15 protein-coding genes are annotated in these 19307 nt (G+C 68.5%); 6 read left to right on the top strand and 9 right to left on the bottom strand.

Annotation, left to right across the window (positions count from 1 at the left end; genetic code table 11):
- The 6 genes from MKD38_RS17150 to MKD38_RS17125 form a co-directional block, all read right to left on the bottom strand.
- On the bottom strand, positions 1–392 hold a 392-nt coding region (locus MKD38_RS17150), incomplete at its 3' end, for an NAD-dependent epimerase/dehydratase family protein (RefSeq protein ID WP_252678498.1).
- Positions 389–1342 carry a formyltransferase gene (locus MKD38_RS17145; RefSeq protein ID WP_252678497.1) on the bottom strand — a complete coding sequence of 318 codons (954 nt, stop codon included), beginning with the start codon at positions 1340–1342 and terminating at the stop codon, positions 389–391. The genes MKD38_RS17150 and MKD38_RS17145, both read right to left, overlap by 4 nt.
- Positions 1342–2316 (bottom strand): glycosyltransferase, encoded by a 975-nt coding sequence (locus MKD38_RS17140; protein ID WP_252678496.1) that lies wholly within the window; start codon positions 2314–2316, stop codon positions 1342–1344. Before MKD38_RS17140 ends, MKD38_RS17145 begins: the two co-directional genes overlap by 1 nt.
- On the bottom strand, positions 2295–3467 hold the full coding sequence (locus MKD38_RS17135) for a DegT/DnrJ/EryC1/StrS family aminotransferase (protein WP_252678495.1): 1173 nt from the start codon (positions 3465–3467) through the stop codon (positions 2295–2297). Before MKD38_RS17135 ends, MKD38_RS17140 begins: the two co-directional genes overlap by 22 nt.
- Positions 3468–3521: 54 nt before the next feature.
- Positions 3522–3893 (bottom strand): DMT family transporter, encoded by a 372-nt coding sequence (locus MKD38_RS17130; protein WP_012356262.1) that lies wholly within the window; start codon positions 3891–3893, stop codon positions 3522–3524.
- 17 nt (positions 3894–3910) lie between these two features.
- On the bottom strand, positions 3911–5644 hold the full coding sequence (locus tag MKD38_RS17125) for a glycosyltransferase family 39 protein (protein WP_252678494.1): 1734 nt from the start codon (positions 5642–5644) through the stop codon (positions 3911–3913).
- Positions 5645–6097: 453 nt separating this feature from the next.
- Between MKD38_RS17125 and MKD38_RS17120 the strand changes: the two genes are divergently transcribed.
- Positions 6098–7009: a hypothetical protein gene (locus MKD38_RS17120; protein WP_252678493.1), complete on the top strand. Its 912-nt coding sequence runs from the start codon at positions 6098–6100 to the stop codon at positions 7007–7009.
- 82 nt (positions 7010–7091) lie between these two features.
- Here MKD38_RS17120 and MKD38_RS17115 read toward each other — a convergent pair whose 3' ends face one another.
- Together MKD38_RS17115 and MKD38_RS17110 are read right to left on the bottom strand one after the other, a co-directional pair.
- Positions 7092–7415, bottom strand: coding sequence for an amino acid ABC transporter permease (locus MKD38_RS17115; protein ID WP_252678492.1), 324 nt, complete (start codon positions 7413–7415; stop codon positions 7092–7094).
- Positions 7416–7601: 186 nt separating this feature from the next.
- Entirely contained in the window at positions 7602–8540 is a 939-nt protein-coding gene (locus MKD38_RS17110; protein ID WP_252678491.1) for an amino acid ABC transporter substrate-binding protein, read from the bottom strand.
- Between the two features lie 359 nt (positions 8541–8899).
- On the opposite strand from MKD38_RS17110, the gene MKD38_RS17105 reads away from it, so the two are divergent.
- From MKD38_RS17105 to MKD38_RS17085, 5 genes are all read left to right on the top strand, one after another.
- Positions 8900–11092 carry a type I secretion system permease/ATPase gene (locus tag MKD38_RS17105; RefSeq protein ID WP_252678489.1) on the top strand — a complete coding sequence of 731 codons (2193 nt, stop codon included), beginning with the start codon at positions 8900–8902 and terminating at the stop codon, positions 11090–11092.
- Complete coding sequence (locus MKD38_RS17100) at positions 11076–12458, top strand: HlyD family type I secretion periplasmic adaptor subunit (RefSeq protein ID WP_252678487.1); 1383 nt, start codon at positions 11076–11078, stop codon at positions 12456–12458. Before MKD38_RS17105 ends, MKD38_RS17100 begins: the two co-directional genes overlap by 17 nt.
- Positions 12459–12546: 88 nt before the next feature.
- Positions 12547–16464 carry a beta strand repeat-containing protein gene (locus MKD38_RS17095; protein ID WP_252678485.1) on the top strand — a complete coding sequence of 1306 codons (3918 nt, stop codon included), beginning with the start codon at positions 12547–12549 and terminating at the stop codon, positions 16462–16464.
- A gap of 169 nt (positions 16465–16633) precedes the next feature.
- Entirely contained in the window at positions 16634–17980 is a 1347-nt protein-coding gene (locus tag MKD38_RS17090) for a TolC family outer membrane protein (RefSeq protein ID WP_252678483.1), read from the top strand.
- Positions 17981–18085: 105 nt separating this feature from the next.
- A complete protein-coding gene (locus MKD38_RS17085; RefSeq protein ID WP_111517273.1) occupies positions 18086–18373 on the top strand; it encodes a DUF2917 domain-containing protein in 288 nt (95 codons plus the stop codon).
- On the opposite strand, the gene MKD38_RS17080 is transcribed toward MKD38_RS17085, so the two are convergent.
- Entirely contained in the window at positions 18342–19274 is a 933-nt protein-coding gene (locus MKD38_RS17080) for a LysR substrate-binding domain-containing protein (protein ID WP_252678481.1), read from the bottom strand. The genes MKD38_RS17085 and MKD38_RS17080 overlap by 32 nt on opposite strands.
- Positions 19275–19307 lie beyond the last annotated feature (33 nt).

The following is a 19307-nucleotide window of genomic DNA, read 5'->3' as shown; positions in this document are numbered from 1 at the left end:
TCGAATTCCTCATCACCGCACATGCCGTAGACCTCGGAAGTCGACGGGAAGACCAGGTGCTTGCGGTACTTGACCGCGGCGCGCACGATCGGCAGGTTGGCCTCGAAGTCCAGCTCGAACACGCGCAGCGGCTGGCGCACGTAGGTGGCCGGGGTGGCGATGGCGACCAGCGGCAGCACCACGTCGCACTTGCGGATGTTGTACTCGATCCACTCGCGGTTGATGGTGATGTCGCCCTCGAAGAAGTGCATGCGCGGGTGGTCGACGAGGTCGCCGAGGCGGTCCGTGTTCATGTCCATGCCGTAGACCTCCCACGGCGTGGTTTCCAGGATGCGGCGCGTCAGGTGGTGGCCGATGAAGCCGTTGACGCCGAGAATCAGGACCTTTTTCATCGGTTTCCCTCGTTGGACTGTTCGGTATGGAGATGCGGGGCAAGCGCCTGCGGCGTGACGGCCGTCCCGTCCGGTGCCAATAGCTGCGTGACGATGACCAGGCCGCCGTCGCCGCATACGCCGACGACCTGGCCGTCCCGCACCTGCAGGCCGGTTGCCGTGCCGCCTGATGCAGCGTCAGGCAGCGGCCGCGCGGCATCCGGCAGCGGCCGGCGCGCCTGCGCCACGATGAAGCGCTGCCCGCCAACTTCCGTGAACGCGCCGGGGTAGGGCGGTGCGACCGCGCGGATCAGGTTATAGACCTCGGCGGCGGATCGGTTCCAGTCGATGCGGCCGTCCTCGGGCTTGCGCCCGGAGTAGTAGCTGCCTTCGGCGAGCCGGTTCGGGCGGCGCGGCGTCTGTCCCGCCATCATCGCGGGCAGGGCGCGCCACAGCGTCTGCTCGGCCGCCACGGTGACCTTGTCGAATACTTCGCCGGCGGTATCGTCGGGCAGGATCGGCACGGCGGTCTGGTCGACGATATCGCCCGCGTCGGGCCTGGCTTCCATCACGTGCAGCGTGGCGCCGGTCTCGGTTTCGCCGTGCAGCACCGCCCAGTTGACCGGCACGCGGCCGCGGTACTTCGGCAGCAGCGAGCCGTGCATGTTGAACGCGCCGCCCGGTGCCAGCGCCAGCACGCCGGCGGGGATCATGGCGCGATAGTAGAACGAGAAGATGACATCCGGGCGCGCGTCGCGCACGGCCTGTGCGATGGCGGGATCGGCCGGGTCCTCGCCATAGAGGAACGGCACGCCCAGCTCGGCGGCGGTGTCGGCCACGCGGCGGAACCAGATGTTCTCGTCGGGCCGGTCGCGGTGGGTGATCACCAGCGCCACCTCCACGCCGCGCGCATGCAGCACGCGCAGGCAGCGCTCGCCGACATTGTGGTAGGCAAAGACGACGGCGCGCATCACGGCTCCACGGTGCGGGCCGGGTCGGCCTCGAGTATGGCCTTGATGCGGTAGCGCGGGCGGTCGCGCACTTCCTGGTAGATGCGGCCGACGTATTCGCCCAGCAGGCCCACGCCGAACAGCAGGATGCCGATCAGGAAGAAGTTCATGGCGAACAGCGTGAACAACCCCTGCACTTCGGAGCCCAGCACGAAGCGCCGCACCAGCAGCACCACGAACAGCACCCCCGACAGCAGCGACAGCAAGGTGCCGATGGCCGAGAACCACTGCAGCGGCACGATCGAGAAGCCGGTCACCAGGTCGAAGTTCAGGCGGATCAGCTGGTACAGCGAGTACTTGGACTCCCCCGCGTGGCGCTGCTCGTGGCTGACTTCGATCTCGACCGGGTTCGAGGCAAAGGTGTAGGCCAGCGCCGGGATGAAGGTATTGACCTCGCGGCACGCGTTGATGGTGTCGATCACGGTGCGGTCATAGGCGCGCAGCATGCAGCCCTGGTCTGTCATGCGGATCCTGGTGATGCGCTCGCGCAGCCGGTTCATCGCGCGCGAGGCATAGCGGCGGAACGCGGTGTCGTTGCGCTGGCGGCGGATGGTGCCGACGTAGTCGTGGCCGGCGCGCATGGTCTCGACCAGGCGCGGGATTTCCTCGGGGGGATTCTGCAGGTCGGCGTCGAGCGTGATCACGATCTTGCCGCGGGTGTGCTCGAAGCCGGCCAGGATCGCCATGTGCTGGCCGAAGTTGCCATTGAACAGCACCACCCGGGTCACGTCCGGGCGCTTGTGGAACTGCGCCGCCAGCAGCTGCGCCGAGCGGTCGACGCTGCCGTCGTTGATGAAGATGATCTCGTAGCTTTCGCCGAGGCCATCCAGCGCCGGATAGAGGCGATCGAACAGGGCTTGCAGCCCCTCTTCTTCGTTGTAGACCGGAATGACGACCGAGACCTGGACCGGGCTCATTGGGAAAGACGTTTGCATGTTTCGCTGAGGATTGCGCAGACCCGCTCCACGTCCGAGGCTTGCATCGCCGGGAACAGCGGCAGCGTGACGATGCCGCGCCCGATGCGCTCGGCGTGCGGCAGCATGCCTTCGCGCCAGCCGAGTGAGCGGTAGTAAGTGAAAAGATGGACCGGCGGGTAGTGCACGCCGGTGCCGATGCCGCGCTCGCGCATGGCTTCCATGAGTTTCTGCCGCGCCTGCGCCGGCCCGCCCTGCATGCGCTCGGTCGGCAGCACCACCTGGAACATGTGCCAGTTGGTGGTGGCCGCGTGCGGGTCCAGCGCCTGCGGCAGCTTGATGCCGAGGGCCTGCAGGCCGCTGTCGGCGGCGCAGCGGAAATAGGTGTCGGCCAGTTCGGCGCGGCGCGCGGTGATGGCGTCGAGCCGCTGCAGCTGGGCCAGGCCGACCGCGGCGTTGACATCGGTCAGGTTGAACTTGCCGCCCGGCTCCTCGACATCCATGCCGTCCAGGCCGGTGCGGATCACGCCCTGCAACCGCAGGCGCTCGGCGCGCACGGCTTCCTCGGGCGTGTTCATCACCAGGCAGCCGCCTTCGATGGTGGTGATGTTCTTGTTGGCCTGGAAGCTGAAGCTGACCAGGTCGCCGAAGGCGCCGATGCGCTGGCCGCGCCAGCGCGAGTCGATCGCCTGGGCCGCGTCTTCGATCACGCGCAGCCCGTGCCTGGCGGCGATCGCGTACAAACGTTCCATGTCGACCGGCAGGCCTGACAGGTAGACCGGCATGATGGCGCGCGTGCGCGGCGTGATGGCGGCCTCGACCGCGTCGAGGTCGAGGTTGCGCGTGCGCGGGTCGATGTCGACGAACACCGGTTTCGCCCCCACGGCCACCACCACGTTGGCGGTGGCGACCCAGGTGATTGGCGTGGTGATGACTTCATCGCCGGGGCCGATATCGGCGATGCGCAGCGCGATTTCCATGGTTGCCGAGCCGTTGGCGAAGGTGCGCACCGGGCGCCCGCCGAACAGGTCGGACAGCGCGGCCTCGAAGGCCTGCATCTTCGGTCCGGAGGTGATCCAGCCCGAGGCCAGCACCTTGCCGACCTCGGCAATGGCGGCGGCGTCGATCTCGGGCCGCACGAACGGCAGGAAGGCGGGAGCGGAAGCGGTCATGGCAGGCGAAGGAGGCAGCGGCGGTCAGGCCAGGCGAAGGCGCGCGGGCAGCCTTCAGGAGCGGGCGATCAGGAAGACGCCCGCCAGTATCAGCAGGATGCCGGCCACGCGCAAGGGGCCGATGATCTCGCCGAACAGCCACCAGGCCGCGAGCGCATTGACTACGTAGCCCAGCGACAGCATCGGATAGGCGATCGACACATCGACGCGCGACAGGCCCACGATCCAGACGCCCACGCTGACCACGTACAGCGTGAGCCCGGCCAGCACCGGCCATTGCGTCAGCACGCGCAGCGCCGTCACCAGCAGCGTGCCGCGATCCAGCGTGATCGCGCCGACGGCGTTGACGCCGGCCTTGAGCAGCAGCTGCGCCGCCGCATTGAGCAGCACGCCGGTCAGGATGAAAGCAAAGGTGGAAAGCGTCATGGCAAGGCGGTTGGGGATTACGGTGCTTGCGTCTGTGCTGGCTGTCCGGGCAGGGCGAAATTGGCGACCGCCACGCGCCGGCGGTCGCCGGCGATCTTGTGCATCGGCACGCCGCGCGCGGCCAGTGCGGCGTAGGTCTGCGGCGCCATGATCGCCACCGCGCGCTGGCCGTCCTGCCAGCGCGCGAGGAACTGGTCGACGCTGGGGATCCACTTCTGCGGTTCCTGTCTGATGCCGAATTCCAGTTCGTCCGGATGCTCGACCAGGATCGTGGTGCGGCGCAGGTAAAACGGCAGCGTGTGGTCCAGCAGCCGCACGCTGTACAGCGGCATGTCGGGCGCCAGCACGGCGCTGATGGCGGGCACCAGGTCCGCGCCGGAGCTCGGCCGGCCCATCACTTCGTGGGCGCGCAGCCCGACCGTGGCGCAGAGGAACATGGCCAGCGCATAGGCCACCACGCTGGGGAATACGCCGTGCGTGCGCAACAGACGGCGAGCCAGCAGCGCGCCGCCCAGCATCACGGCAAAGGCGATCGCGAGCCATTCCGCGAATTCACGATACACCGCATTGGGCGTGCCCGGCTTTTCCATCATGCCGACGAACGGGATCGCGATCAGCCCGATCACGCCGAGCGCAACCATGGCATTGACCTGCCAGCGCCACGCGCGTTCCGTGGTGGTATCCAGCGCCACGCCGGCGAGCAGCGCCAGCGCCGGGAAGATCGGCACGATATAGCCCGGCAGCTTGGAGCCGGACAGGCTGAAGAAGACGAAGATCGCCACCGCCCACAGCCCGGCCAGCAGCGCCGGCTGGAACGGGCGCGGCGCATTGCCGCGCGCCACCCCGGCGCGCTCGCGCACCGCCTGCCACATCTGCGGCACCAGGCCCAGCCACGGCAGGAAGCCGCCCAGCAGCAGCGGCACGAAGAACCAGAGCGCGCCCTCGCGGTGGTGCACGCTGGAGGTGTAGCGCTGCCAGTGCTCGTGGATAAAGAAGAAGCGCAGGAACTCCGGGTTGCGTTCGGACACCAGCCAGAACCACGGCACCGTGACCGCGAGCAGCACCGCGATGCCGGCCAGCAGATGCAGGCGACCCCACAGCTTCCAGTCGCGCGTCGCCAGCGTATAGACCCCCAGCACCAGCCCGGGCAAGGCCAGGCCGACCAGTCCCTTGACCAGCACCGCCACCCCCATCGCTGCCCAGCACGCCAGCATCCAGTTGCGCCGCGCGGCCGGCGTGGCCGCGGGATGCTGGGCCAGCAGCATGCAGGCGAGCACGCACGCCATGGCCCCGGACAGCGTCATGTCGAGCGAATTGAAGTGCCCGGCGACATTCCACATCGGCGTCGACACCAGCACCAGCCCGGTCAGCATCGCCACGCGGCAGCCGTACCAGCGGGCCGCGGCCAGCATCGACACGCCGATGCCCAGCATGCCGGACAACGCTACGCACAGGCGCGCCTGCCAGTCGCCTATGCCAAACAGGGTGTAGGCCAGCGCCGTCACCCACATGTGGAAGGGCGGTTTCTCGAAATACTTGAGTTCGTGGTAGCGGATCGTGACCCAGTCGCCGGTGGCGACCATCTCGCGGGCAATCTCGGCGTAGCGGCCTTCATCGGAGCGCAGCAGGTGGCGCATGTCCAGGGTACCGAACCACACCAGCAGGATCAGCAGGCCAACCAGCATGACGGTACTTGCGGTGGCTCCGATGGACGGCGCGGCGACAAACCGCGAGGTCGATGAACTACGCATGGATCTCCTGGAAAAGCGCGGCGAACCAGGTCTCGGGCGACGCGCGGCGACGGGGAAGCCATCACAACGCAGAGCCGGGTCTGGCGGTGGACAGCGCGCGAGAACATCCGCGTGGGCGCGCCGCAGGCACGCCGCGACCGCCAGGCGCCCGGAACGCCACAACCGCTGGAATACGCGAGGCGCGCAATGGTAGCACGGCGACCAAGTCACTCCGGACGGGTCCCGGAAGTGCCGGCAGCGCCGGTTATACGACAGATGCGGTGTATAAAGCATATGCTGCCAGGTGAACGCCTGGTTTGGCCCCGGCATCCTTGTCGGCATGTCCGTTAGACCGGCGCCGGCGTGAAATGACCAGTTACACGCGCAACAAAAACGCGATAATTCCGATAGCCAGTCAGTTGCCAGCCAGGCGGGCACTGAATGCGCGCGGGACAATCCAGAACGGGGATCGATGTGAAGACAGAGGTTCAGCAAAACCCGCAGGCCGGCCTGGTGGCGTGCGCGGCAGCCTTCGTGGCGCTTGGGGTCGGGCTATCCGCGCCACCCGCCAGCGCGCAGGGGATGGCGGTGCTGCCCGGCACCGGCGGCATCGCCCAGGCGGCGGCCAGCCAGGCACAGGCGGCCGCCGCGGCGGTGCTGTGCAATGCGCCGTGGTTCCGCTCCGGCTCCCATGTACAGATGGAAGGCGACGGCGTGATGCCGATGTCGATCCGCATGACCCTGCGCGATGTAAAGCGCAGCCCGACCGGGTGCCGCGCCCAGCTCGAGGTCAATTCCAAGTCGGCGCTGTCGGCGCTGATGGGGCCGCCGGTGATCACCAACCAGGTCCACGAGGTGGTGATCGAGCGCAGTGCGCCCGAGGCGCAGACCAGCATCGAAAGCCAGCATGCGGTCATCAACGCGCGCGCCCGCTATGCCCGCATGTATGGCGAGGCGGCGTTCCGCGGCAAGGGGGTGTTCAACTACGCCGGCCTGGACCTGCGCGAAGGCACCACGCTGGATGGCGAAGTGTTCCGCTCCAGTGTCTCGCTGAAGGTCTATCCGCTGGGCTCCGATGAAGCGGTCAGCACCATGGACGCACAGCGTGCCACCATCCATATCGGCTCGCGCCACGTGGGCAGGCTGCAGATGATCGACACCCTGATGGGGCGCAAGGAATGCCAGCCGATTTCCTACGACAAGCGCACCTCGCTGGGACCGCTGATGATCGGTGGCGAACTGGTGCAGGTCGAGCCCACCGTGATGCACGTCACCGACTGGTACTGCCCGGCCGAGGCCTTCGTGCTGCGCACCGAGGTGCGCCAGGACGACAAGGTGCAGCGCGTCGATGTCACCGCGCTGGAGCGCGACACGCAGGCGCCGTAGCCGGCGCCATGGCCACCTCGCCCGCGAGGGCGCAAAAAAACCCGCCGTGGCGGGTTTTCCTGTATCCGGCGGCAGCCGTGGTTCAGCTGGCGGCCGGAGCGGGGGTGGCTTTCTTCTTGCTGCTCTTGTTGTTCTTTTTCTTGGTGCCTTGCTTGGCCGGTTTCTTGTCGGCGGCCGGCGCGGCAGGGTCGGTCAGGTTGGTGCGGGTGCTCTTGTTCGCGCCCTGGCTGTACGGGTCGAACTTGTCGCCGGCCTTGGCGCCCTGGCTGTACGGGTCGAACTTCTCGCCCGACTTGGCACCCTGGGTATGCGGATCGAACTGCTGCTTGCCGCCAGTCTGTGCCTGCACGGCCAGCGAAGCGGCGCCAAGGCAGAGTGCGATCGCGGTCGCGACGAACTTGTTCATGGTTTCTCCTGAGATATGCCGCCGTCGGGCGGTCGTGTCTATGGCCTGCCCGGTACAGGGATGGCTCGGGCCAGTGTCGCCAACATCATTCATGACTGTCAACTTGGGGCTTGCCCGGCGCGGCAACCTCATGGAAACCCTGAATTGCGGCGCCAGCGCGATTGCGCATGGTGCCGCCGGCATGCCTTATTCGGTGACCGCGTCGGACGGATGCTTCCAGGCCGCGCGTACCTCGCCCGAAGGCGCCAGCGCCAGGTTGATGCCGCGGCTGCCGATGGGCTGCTGGAACCAGCGCTGCTGCAGCGCCTTGACCTCGGGGCCGGCGAAGGTCGTGGCCAGGGTCTGGTCGACCAGGCGCTTCCATTCCGGATCGGCCTTCGACAGCATCAGTGCATTCTGCTCGACCGACAGCGCCGGGCCGACGATGACGTATTGAGAGGGGTCCTTGGCGCGCGCGCGCAGCCCGGCCAGCAGCACGTCGTCCATCACGAAGGCCTGGGCGCGGCCCGATTCCAGCAGCAGGAACGATTCGCCGTGGTCCTTGGCGTAGACGTCGTGATAGCCGTACTGGCCCTTGAAGCGGCGCACGTGGCGGTCGCCGGTCGAGCCCGCGCTGGTGACCGCGGTCTTGCCGCGCAGGTCGCCGAACGAGCGGACGCCCGAGTCCGCCCGCACCAGCATGCGCACCGTCGACACATAGTGCGAGACGCTGAACGCAACCTGCTTCTGGCGCTCGAGCGAGTTGGTGTTGGGGGCGCAATCCAGGTCGACCAGCCCGTTCACCACCGCCGGAATGCGGTTCTGCGGCGTCAGCGGCATCCAGCGCACCTTCAGGTCCTTCAGGCCCAGCTTCTGGCGCGCCGCCTCGGCCGCGCGCAGGCACAGGTCGACGGCATAGCCGGCCGGCTGGCCCTTGTCGTCGGCAAACGAGAACGGCAGCGCGGACTCACGGTAGCCCAGCACGATGGTGCCGGCGTCGCGGATCTTGTCGAGCACCGGGCTCTGGGCGCGTGCCGCGGCCGGGGCCAGCATGGCGGCGGCGCCGGCGGCGAGCAGGATTGCCGCGAGCGGGCGGCGGGCGCGGGAAAGGCGGGTGGTCTGGGCAGGCAAGGCGAAAGCGGTCATGCGGGGGAAACTGGAAAGCAGCCGGTAATCCGGCGAAGACGCTAGGGTATACCCCAGAGCGCGCGGGGCGAAGGATATTGTCGTCATAAGCAAATTCCCAGGGTAGGCCCCGGCTCCCCGCACCGGTTGCATTGGTGAAACGCCAAACGGATGAGGCTCGCGCGGGCATTGGAAGCGCCGGTTGCGCCATCCGGCCGATGGGCGCCGGTGTCGGGCTCACCTACGCTTGCAAAAAACGACATGGCAACGGGACGGGGGCACCATGGCAGCAAGCAATCGCGGGCGCACGACGATGGCGGCAGGCGCCATCGGCCGGCAGCGGTCTGGTCCGCCGTCGCGGTAACGCCGGGACCTGTGCCATGCACGCAGCCGCCACGCATGCGCGCGAGATCCGGGATGCCGTTCCGGGTCTGCGCGGCGACGCGCGTCCCGATGATGCGCTGCTGGACTGCCTGCTCTGGCTGGCCCGGTACTTCCACCAGCCGGCCTCGGCCGAGGCCCTGGTCGCAGGGCTGCCTCTGGAGGGCCATCGCCTTACCCCCGCGTTGTGCGCGCGTGCCGCGGCGCGCGCCGGCCTCTGCGCGCGGCTGGTACGACGCAAGCCCGACGAGATCCCCGACCGCGTGCTGCCCGCGATACTGCTGCTGGAACAGGGCGAGGCCTGCATTCTGGTGCGCCGCGCCGATGACGGCATGCTGGTGGTGGTGCTGCCCGAGTTCGGTGACGGCGAACAGGCCGTGCGCGGCGAAGACCTGCTGGCGCGCTACACCGGACACGCCATCTTCGCCCGGCCCGCGTACCGTTCGGATGCCGCCCGGGCTGCCATCGATGCCGTGCCCGATCTCGCGCCGCAGGCATGGTTCTGGGGCGTGATGCGGCAGTGCTGGCCGGTCTATGGCGAGGTGTTGGTGGCTTCCTTGCTGCTGAGCCTGTTTGCGCTGGTGATGCCGCTCTTCACCATGAACGTCTATGACCGCGTGGTGCCGAACCATGCGCTGGAGACCCTGTGGGCGCTTGCCGTGGGCGTCGGCCTGGTGCTGCTGTTCGAGCTCGCCATGCGCATGCTGCGCGGCTACTTTGTCGACGTGGCCGGCAAGCGCATCGACGTGACGGTGTCCGCCACGGTGTTCGAGAAAGTGCTTGGCATCGAGATGCGCTCACGACCCGCCTCGGTCGGCAGTCTCAGCAGCCAGTTGCAGGAATTCGAATCGGTGCGCGATTTCCTGACCTCCGCCACCATCACCACGCTGGTCGACCTGCCGTTTGCCGCGGTCTTCATCGCCGCGATGTTCTGGGTGGGCGGCCCGCTCGCGTGGGTGCCGCTGCTGACGGTGCCGCTGGTGCTTGGCCTCAGCCTGGCGCTGCAGGGACCGCTGTCGCGCGCGGTGCGGGCCAGCAGTGCCTGCGCGGCACAGCGGCAGGCAGCGCTGGTGGAGACGTTGGTGGGGCTGGAGACCATCAAGACCACGGGTGCGGAAGGGGTCGCGCAGCGACAATGGGAGCAGGTGGTCGGGCAGATGGCCAGGCTGGCGCTGCGCTCGCGCTGGTTGTCGGCGTGCGTCATCAACGCTGCGCTGTTCGCGCAGCAGGCCGCCACGCTGGCCGTGGTCGTGATGGGCGTCTACCAGATTGCCGACGACCGCCTCACCATGGGCGGCCTGATCGCCTGCACCATCCTGGCCGGGCGTGCGCTGGCGCCGCTGTCGCAGATGGCCGGACTGACCACGCGCTATCACCAGGCCCGCACCGCGCTGGCCGCCCTCGACCGGACCATGGCGCTGCCGGTCGAGCGCCCGCCCGGCAAGCACTTCCTGCACCGCCCGCCGTTGCGCGGCGAGATCGAATTCCGCTCGGTCAGCTTCCGCTATCCCGGCCGCGACGGTGCCGCGCTCGACGGTGTGTCATTCCGCATTGCCAGCGGCGAGCGGGTCGGGCTGATCGGCCGCATCGGCTCGGGCAAGACCACCATCGAAAAGCTGATCCTGGGCCTGTATCCGCCCGATGCCGGCGCGGTGCTGATCGACGGTGCCGAGGTGCGCCAGCTCGACCCGGCGGCGCTGCGGCGCGGCATCGGCCATGTGCCGCAGGACGTGATGTTGTTCAGCGGCACCGTGCGCGACAACATCGTGATGGGCGCGCCTTACGCCGACGATGCCGCCGTGCTGCGCGCCGCGCGCCTGGGCGGTGTCAGCGATTTCATCGAGCGCCTGCCCGAGGGCTATGACCTGCGCCTGGGCGAGCGCGGCGAGGGGCTGTCGGGTGGACAGCGGCAGGCCATCGCGATCGCGCGCGCGGAGCTGTTGCAGCCGCCGCTGCTGCTGCTCGACGAGCCCAGCAGTGCCATGGACAACCGCACCGAGGAGCAGTTCAAGGCGCGGCTCGCGGCAGCGCTGGGCGAGCGCACGCTGTTGCTGGTGACCCACCGCGGCTCGCTGCTGAGCCTGGTCGATCGCCTGATCGTGATGGACCAGGGCCGCATCGTCGCGGACGGGCCCAAGGCCGAGGTGCTGAACGCGCTCGCGGGGAGAAAGCTCCATGTCGCCTCGGCCTGAGCCCCGTACCCTTGCGCGCCGCCTGGCCGCCGCCCTGCGGCCGCACGCCGACGATACCGCCTTCATGGATGCGCGCGACGCGGCGGCGCTGTCGCGGCCACGCTGGTTCGCGCACTGGATCCTGTGGTGCGCCGCGGGCTTTGCCGTCGTGGCGCTGGCCTGGGCGGCGCTGGCGCGGGTCGATGAAGTGACGGTGGGCGAGGGCAAGGTGATTCCGTCGAGCCAGGTGCAGGTGGTGCAGAACCTGGAAGGCGGGATCGTGGCGCAGATCATGGTGCGACCCGGGCAGGTCGTGAGCAAGGACCAGCCGCTGATGCGCATCGACGATACGCGCTTTACCGCCTCGTACCAGGAAGGCCGCACCAAGGACGATGCGCTGGTGGCACGCATCGCGCGCCTGAGCGCCGAGGCCGCCGGCACCGACTTCGTCGCCAGTGCGGGCGGCGACGGCGATACGCGCCGTTTCGTGGCCGAGGAACGCTCGCTGTTCGCCTCGCGCAAGCACGCGCTGGAAGCGAACCTGGCCGTGCTGCGCCAGCAGTCGGAGCAGCGCCGGCAGGAGCTGGCCGAAAAGCGCTCGCGCGAGCAGCAATTGCGGCAGAGCCACCGCCTGGTGGCGCAGGAGCTGGCGATGATGCGGCCGATGGTGGCGCAGGGCGTGGTTTCCGATGTCGATGTGCTGCGGCTGGAGCGGCAGACCAATGACCTCAAGGGCGAGCTCGACGCGTCGCGGCTGGCGATGCCGCGCCTGGAGGCGGCCTATCGCGAGAGCCAGCAGAAGCTCGACGAGGCGAGCGCGCATTTCCGCGCCGAGGCCATGCGCGAACTCAACCAGGCCAGGGCCGAGCAGGCAGCGCTGAGCGCGACCAACACCGCCTTGCAGGACCGCGTCGATCGCACCCTGGTGCGCGCGCCGCTGGCCGGGATCGTCAAGCAGCTCAAGATCAACACCGTGGGTGGCGTGGTCCAGCCGGGCATGGACCTGGTGGAAATCGTGCCGCTGGAAGACACGCTGCTGGTCGAGGCACGCGTGCGGCCGGCCGACATCGCCTTCCTGCGGCCGGGGCAGCCCGCCGTGGTCAAGCTGTCGGCCTACGACTTCTCCATCTATGGCGGCTTTGCCGGCACCGTCGAACATATCAGCGCCGATACGCTCACGCCGGAGCGCCCCGGCGAGCGCCCCGAGAGCTACTACCTGGTGCGCGTGCGCACCCGCGACAACCGACCGGCAGGAAGCGCGGTGCAGGTGCCGATCCTGCCCGGCATGGTTGCCACGGTGGATGTACTGACGGGCCAGAAGACGGTGCTCCATTACCTGCTCAAGCCCATCATCAAGACCCGGGACATGGCGTTCCGTGAACGGTAGGGACCGCGCTCGCACGCGAGCCTTTTTGCAACGATAACAGGCAAGGCATGGCCGCGAGGCCTGCATTCAGGACGGAGAGAGAACCACCATGGCAACCGTGACTGGCACCAACGGCAGCGACAGCCTCATCGGCACCGCAAGCAGCGACACCATTCTGAGCGGCAACGGCAACGACTATGTCAGCGCGGGCGATGGCAGCGACTATGTCGATGCCGGCAATGGCGACGATATCGTCGAGGGCGGCGATGGCAACGACACGCTGCTGGGCGCCAACGGCAAGGACCGTGTGTTCGGCGGGCGCGGCAACGACAGCCTGTCCGGCGGCAACGGCACCGACGCGGTCTATGGCGGCAGCGGCGACGACGTGATTGGCAGCGCCGACGGTGCGTCGACGCTCTACGCCGGCGACAACGGCGGCGATACGCTGTATGGCGACGGCTACGACAGCCATGCCGACTACCTGCGCGGGCGCGGACATGAATCGGCGCAGCCGGGCAATGACCGCATCCAGGGCGGCAACGGCGATGACCTGATCTTTGGCGACAACGGCGACGGCGCCGTCGTCGGCGGCGACGACATCATCGCCGGCGGCAATGGCCGGGACACTGTCTACGGCGAAGGCGGCAACGACACCATCGCCGGCGGGGGCGGCGGCGACACGCTGGGCGGCGGCAGCGGCCGCGACACCTTCCTCTACAACGCTGTCTCCGATTCCACCGCGGCCGGCATGGATGTCATCGCCGACTTCCAGCGCGGCACCGATCGCCTGGATCTGCGCCCGGTGCTGGGCGACACCGGCTTCCAGTGGGGCGGCCTGACGCCGACCGCCCATGGCGCCTGGTACCAGCAATCGGGCGGCAACACCTATGTCTACGTCGATGTCGACGGCAATCCCGCCACGGCCGAAATGGTGATTCGCCTGGACGGCCTGCACGACCTGACCAAATCCGATTTTGCCGGCTACGACAACCATGCCCCTACCGCCGCGGCCGATGCCAACGCCATCGGCGAAGACAACCATCCGAACCCGGTTACCGGCAACGTGCTCGCCAATGACAGCGACGTCGATGCCGGCAATGTGCTGGCCGTGGCCAGTCCCGGCACCTATGCCGGCCAGTACGGCACGCTGCAGATCAACGCCGACGGCAGCTACAGCTACACCCTGGACAACGGCAATCCGCTGGTGCAGTCGCTGCGCCTCGGCGACCATCTCGATGAGTCGTTCGGCTATAGCGTGACGGATGGCCAGGCCTCGGCGGCATCGACGCTGAGCATCCGGATCGACGGCGCCAACGATGCGGCGACCATCACCGCGTCGGCGAGCGAAGATACGGCGGTGACCGAGAACGGCGGTGTGGCGAACGCGCTTGCGGGAGACAACACGGCCAGCGGTACGCTGACGGTGAACGATGTCGACACCGGCGAAGCGCACTTTGCCGCGGTGGCGCTGGACAGCCTGGCCGGGCAGTACGGCACCTTCACGTTCGACAGCGCCACCGGCGCCTGGACTTATACACTGGACAACAGCAAGGCCGATGCGCTGACTGCCGGGCAACAGGTCAGCGATGCGCTGGTGGTGTCTTCTGCCGACCAGACCGCGCAACACACCATCACGGTCAATATCACCGGTGCAAACGATACGGCAACCATCACGGCATCGACGAGCGAAGACACGGCGGCGACAGAAGCGGGGGGCGTGGGCAACGCCACGGCAGGCGATGCCTCGGCCAGCGGCACGCTGACCGTCAGCGATGTCGATACCGGCGAGGCCTACTTTGCCGCCGTGCCGCCGGACAGCCTGGTCGGGCAATATGGCACGTTCACGTTCAACACCACCACCGGCGCGTGGACTTATACGCTCGACAACAGCAAGGCCGATGCGCTGACGGCCGGGCAGCAGGCCAGCGACGCGCTGACGGTGTGGTCAGCCGACCAGACCGCGCAGCAAACCATCACGGTCAATATCACGGGCACAAACGACGCGGCGACCATCACCGCGTCCGCGAGCGAAGACACGGCGGTGACTGAAGCGGGTGGCGTGGCCAACGCGACGGCAGGCGACGCCTCGGCCAGCGGCACGCTGACCGTCAGCGATGTCGATACCGGCGAGGCCTACTTCGCCCCGGTGCCGCCGGACAGCCTGGTAGGGCAGTACGGCACGTTCACGTTCGACACCACCACCGGCGCCTGGACCTATACGCTGGATAACAGCAAGGCTGATGCGCTGGCTGCCGGGCAGCAGGTTATGGAATCTTTGACCGTGCACTCCGCCGACCTCAGCGCCAGCCAGGAAATCAAGGTCAATGTCGTGGGCGCCAACGATGCCGCCGTCAACAGCGTGCCGGGGCTGCAGTCGGTCGATGAAGACAGGCCGCTCGTATTCGGCACGGCCACCGGCAATGCGCTCGGCTTCTTCGATGTGGACGGCAGCAGCCACACGGTGACGCTGACGGCGAGCGGCGGCACGATTACGCTGAACGGCACGGCGGGACTGCAGTTCCTGGCCGGCGATGGCAGCGCGGACGGCACCATGACCTTCACCGGCAGCGACGCGGCAATCCATGCCGCACTGGACGGCCTGCAGTTTGCCGGCGACAAGGACTATGCCGGCACGGCCTTGCTGCAGATGCAGACCAGCGACGGCGCGACGACCGACACCGATGCCGTGGCGATCACCATCCATCCTGTCAACGATGCGCCGGTGGCGGCCGCGGACGTGGTCTATGTCTCGAACAACACCGGCAGCATCCTGATACCGGTCAGTGCCTTGCTCGCCAATGACGTCGACGTCGATGGTTCGGCGCTTGCGATAACCGCGCTCACCGGGGCCACCGGAGCCGTCAGCAACCTGCGGTTCGCGCCCGGCACCAATAACAGCTACATCATGTTCGACTCCAGCAACGCGGCGGCGGGAGGCTTCAGCTATACCGTCTCCGACGGCGCGGGCGGAACCAGCACGGCCACCGTGACGGTCAATGTCTCGTCGACGAATGGCGCGGCATCGGTGACGCTGGCAAGCCAGACTTACCAGGCTTCATACCTCGACGGCGGCAGCAACAACGATGCGCTGACCGGAGCCCCGGCCAGCGATGTCTTCATCGGCGGCGCAGCGAGTGACACATTGCGCGGCGGCGCGGGCGATGACGTGCTGCGAGGCGGCGCCGGAGACGATACGCTCGACGGCGGCGACGGCATCGATATGCTGGATCTTTCCGATGCCGGCAGCGGGCTGACGTTTTCGCTGATGCAAGGCAGCACCGTGGTCAACCTGTCCGGTGCGGGCCTTGGCAGCGACACCTACAGCAATATGGAAGGCGTGATCGGGTCACGCTTCAATGACACGCTGACCGGCAGCAGTGCCAACGACATCCTGCGCGGCGGCGCGGGCAACGACACCGTCGATGGCGGCGCGGGCATCGACCTGCTGGACTTCTCCGATGCCACCGGCGCGATCGATTTCACGCTGGTGCAGAGCAGCAGCGCGACCTCGGTCAATCTTGGCAGCGTCGGCCTGGGCACGGACAGCTACAAGGGCATGGAGGGGGTGATCGGGTCGGCCTTCAACGACACGATCAACGGCTCGGCCGGCAACGATGTGCTCCGTGGCGGCGCCGGCGATGACCAGCTGACAGGTGGGGAGGGCGACGACCTGATCACTGGTGGCGCCGGATCGGACACGCTTGCCGGCGGCGCAGGCAGCGACAGCTTCCGCTTCCTGCGCGCCGAGGCCGCTTCGGTCGATACGATCACAGACTTCGACCTCGCGCCGGCGTCGGCAGGCGGCGACGTGCTGGACCTGTCGGAACTGCTGTCGGGCGTCAGCGTGACCAGCGCCAATGTGGCGCAATTCGTGCGTCTGGCGGAGGTCGATGGCAATACCGTGGTCAGCCTGGACCGTGACGGCGGCGGCAGCGCCACTGCGTTCCAGGATGTCGCCGTGCTGCAGGGTGTGGTCGGGCTGGACCTGAATACGCTGCTGAGCAACGGCAACATCCATACGGCTTGAGCCAGCCACCGGCAGCAGGGCCGGACAGGGCAGCAGAGGGGAGACAGCAACAAGCGGCAAGGCAGGACGGCGGCACCGCTGCCGGCAGTATCAAAACCATAATAAGCGGGTAGGGTACCGCGCTCGGAGCGTGCAGCGCACGAGCGCGGTGTACCCGGCAGGGGGAAGCATGACGACGACATGGTGCCGGCTGGCACCCGTGCTGCTGTGGATGGCACTGGCACTGGCGCTGCCGCGGCTCGCGGCGGCCCAGGCGCTGCCCCAGGCGGTCGACCTGGCCGTGCACAGCAATCCCGAAGTGCTGGCCGCTGGCAGCCGCCGGCTGGCTGCCGACGAGGGGCTGAAGCAGGCGCGCGCCGGCTACCTGCCGCGGATCGATATCGGCGGCGCCACCGGGCGCGTGCGGCTCGACAGCCAGAGCAGCCGCTTGGCCGGGATGTCGGACGCCTCGTATGGCCGCAATGCCGCCGACGTCACCATCACGCAGATGCTGTTCGACGGTTTCGGCGTGAGCAGCGATGTCGAGCGCCAGGGCGCCCGGATCGAAGGCGCGGCCTACCGGGTCGGCGCTACCGCCGAAGACATCGCGCTGCGCACCGTCGGCGTCTATGTCGAGGTCCTGCGTCGGCAGGAAACCGTGGCGATCGGCATCGCCAATCTCGAGGCCCACCAGCATATCCATGACCAGATCCGGCTCGGCGCCGACAACGGCGTACTGCGCCGCGCCGACCTCTACCAGGCCGAGAGCCGGCTGGCCCTGGCCAAGGCCAGCCTGCGGGCGGAGCAAGGCGCGCTGCAGGATGCCGAGGCGGCGTTCGTGCGCGTGGTCGGGACCACGCCGCAGTTCTTGTCCCGCCCGGCATCGCTGGCTGCCGTGCTGCCCGCGACCGAGCGCGAGGCGCAGCAAGTGGCCAGTGCCAGCCACCCTGCGCTGGGTGCGGGCCAGGCCGATATCGCCGAGGCCGAGGCCGCACGCGCGCAGGCGCGCTCGGCCTTGTGGCCAAGGCTGGAACTGGAGGTGGGCGGGGCACGCGACCGCGACCGTGTGCTGGGCACCACCGACGAGCGCCGGGTGATGCTGCGGGTGCGCTATAACGTGTTCCGCGGCAATGCCGACAAGGCCCGCATCAGCGAGGCTGGCTTCCAGATCCAGGAAGCGGAGCAGAACCTGCAACGGCTGCGGCGGCAGGTGCAGGAAAGCGTGTCGCTGGCGTATAACGCCAACCGTACCGCGCAGGACCGCCTGGCCAGCCTGCAGCAATATGTGCAGGCAAGCGATGCCACGCGGCTCAGCTACGGCAGGCAATTCCGCATCGGGCAGCGCAGCCTGCTGGACCTGCTCAATGCCGAGAACGAGTACTTCAGCGCCCGCACCGCCTATGTGACGGGCCAGTACACCGAACTGGCCAGCCAGTACCGCATCCTCGCGGGCATGGGGCTGCTGCTGCCGACGCTCAACGTCGCGCCCCCCGGCGAGGCGCTGGCCCAGGCCGGGACGCGCACGGGGCAGCGCTAGCCCTGCGGGGCTCGCATGCCGCTGGCAGATGGCTGGCCGACGCATTGCTCATGGCAGCGTGCGACGCCGCTCAGCACAATGAAAGGGCCCTAACCGGAGCCTTTCATGTCACGCACTTTTTCCCTGGAAGCGGAATGCCTCGGCCTGCGGCTGCGCGCCGGCACGGAACTGGTCTGCCGCGGCGGCAACCTGTGGCTCACCTTCGAGGTGCCGGGGCGGCCGTCGCCCGATGTGTTGCTGGCACCAGGCGAGCGCCATCGGCTGCAAGCGGATGCCGAGGTATTTGTCGCGGCGCTGCACGGCGCGGGCCCGGCGCTGTGCCGGATCGAAGCGCCACCGCGCCGGGCCGGGCCGCTGCGGTTCAGCTGGCTGCGGGGCGCGCGGGCGTCTTGACCGTGCGCGCGGCTTCCTGGCAGATCCACTGCGCCACGCGTTTGACGTCGGCGCGCGGCTGCGCGGCGGCCTGGATCAGCCAGTAGGCGTTCGGGCTTGGCGGCGCGTGCCGCGCAGTGGGCACCAGTGCCAGCTGCCCGCCGTCGACCAGCGGCCGCACTAATTCCAGCCGTCCCAGCGCGACGCCTTGCCCTGCCAGCGCCGCCTGGATGACCTGGTCATACTGGTTGAAGCGAAGCATGCCGCGCTGGCTGGCCTGGCGCAGGTCGCGCGCGGCCAGCCAGCTGCGCCATTGCAGCCACGGGCGCGGATCGTCGAATTCCAGCAGCGGCAGCTGCAGCAGCGCATCGCCGTGCGGCGCGAGCGCGGCCAGCAGCGACGGATGCGCGATCGGGGCGATGTGCTCGCCGAACAGGCGCACGGCATCGGGCGGCGCCGCGGCGTCGCGGCAATAGCGCACCGCCAGGTCGATCCCCTCTTCACGCAGGTCGCTGATACGGTTGCTGGCCGACAGGCGCACATCGAGGTGCGGATGGGCTTTCTGCAGGCTGCCCAGCCGCGGCAGCAACCACAGGCCGGTCACGCCGATGCTGGCGGTGACGGTGACCGGCTGCCGGCCCTCGCTGCGGCGCACCTCGGCCACCACGTCCTGCAGCTGCTGCAACGCGCTGTCGGCGCTGCGGAACAAGCGCTCGCCCTCGGCGGTGAAGGCGACGCCGCGATGCTTGCGCACGAACAGCTGCACCTTCAGCTGCGCCTCCAGCGCATGGATCTGGCGGCTTACCGCCGACTGGGTCAGGCACAGGTCGTCCGCCGCCTGCGTAATGCTCATGCGCCGGCCGACGGCGACGAAGCCCTTGAGCAGGTCGAGCGAAAACAGGCGAACCAGCGGGGTGGACATGCAGCGAGCTCCAGGCAGACGCGCGAGACCTCA

It is taken from the genome of Cupriavidus sp. WGlv3 (assembly GCF_023952475.1).
GTDB classification, from domain to species: domain Bacteria; phylum Pseudomonadota; class Gammaproteobacteria; order Burkholderiales; family Burkholderiaceae; genus Cupriavidus; species Cupriavidus phytorum.
The sequence above is the reverse complement of the archived record's forward strand: the minus strand, read 5'-3'. Positions and strand labels throughout refer to the sequence as shown.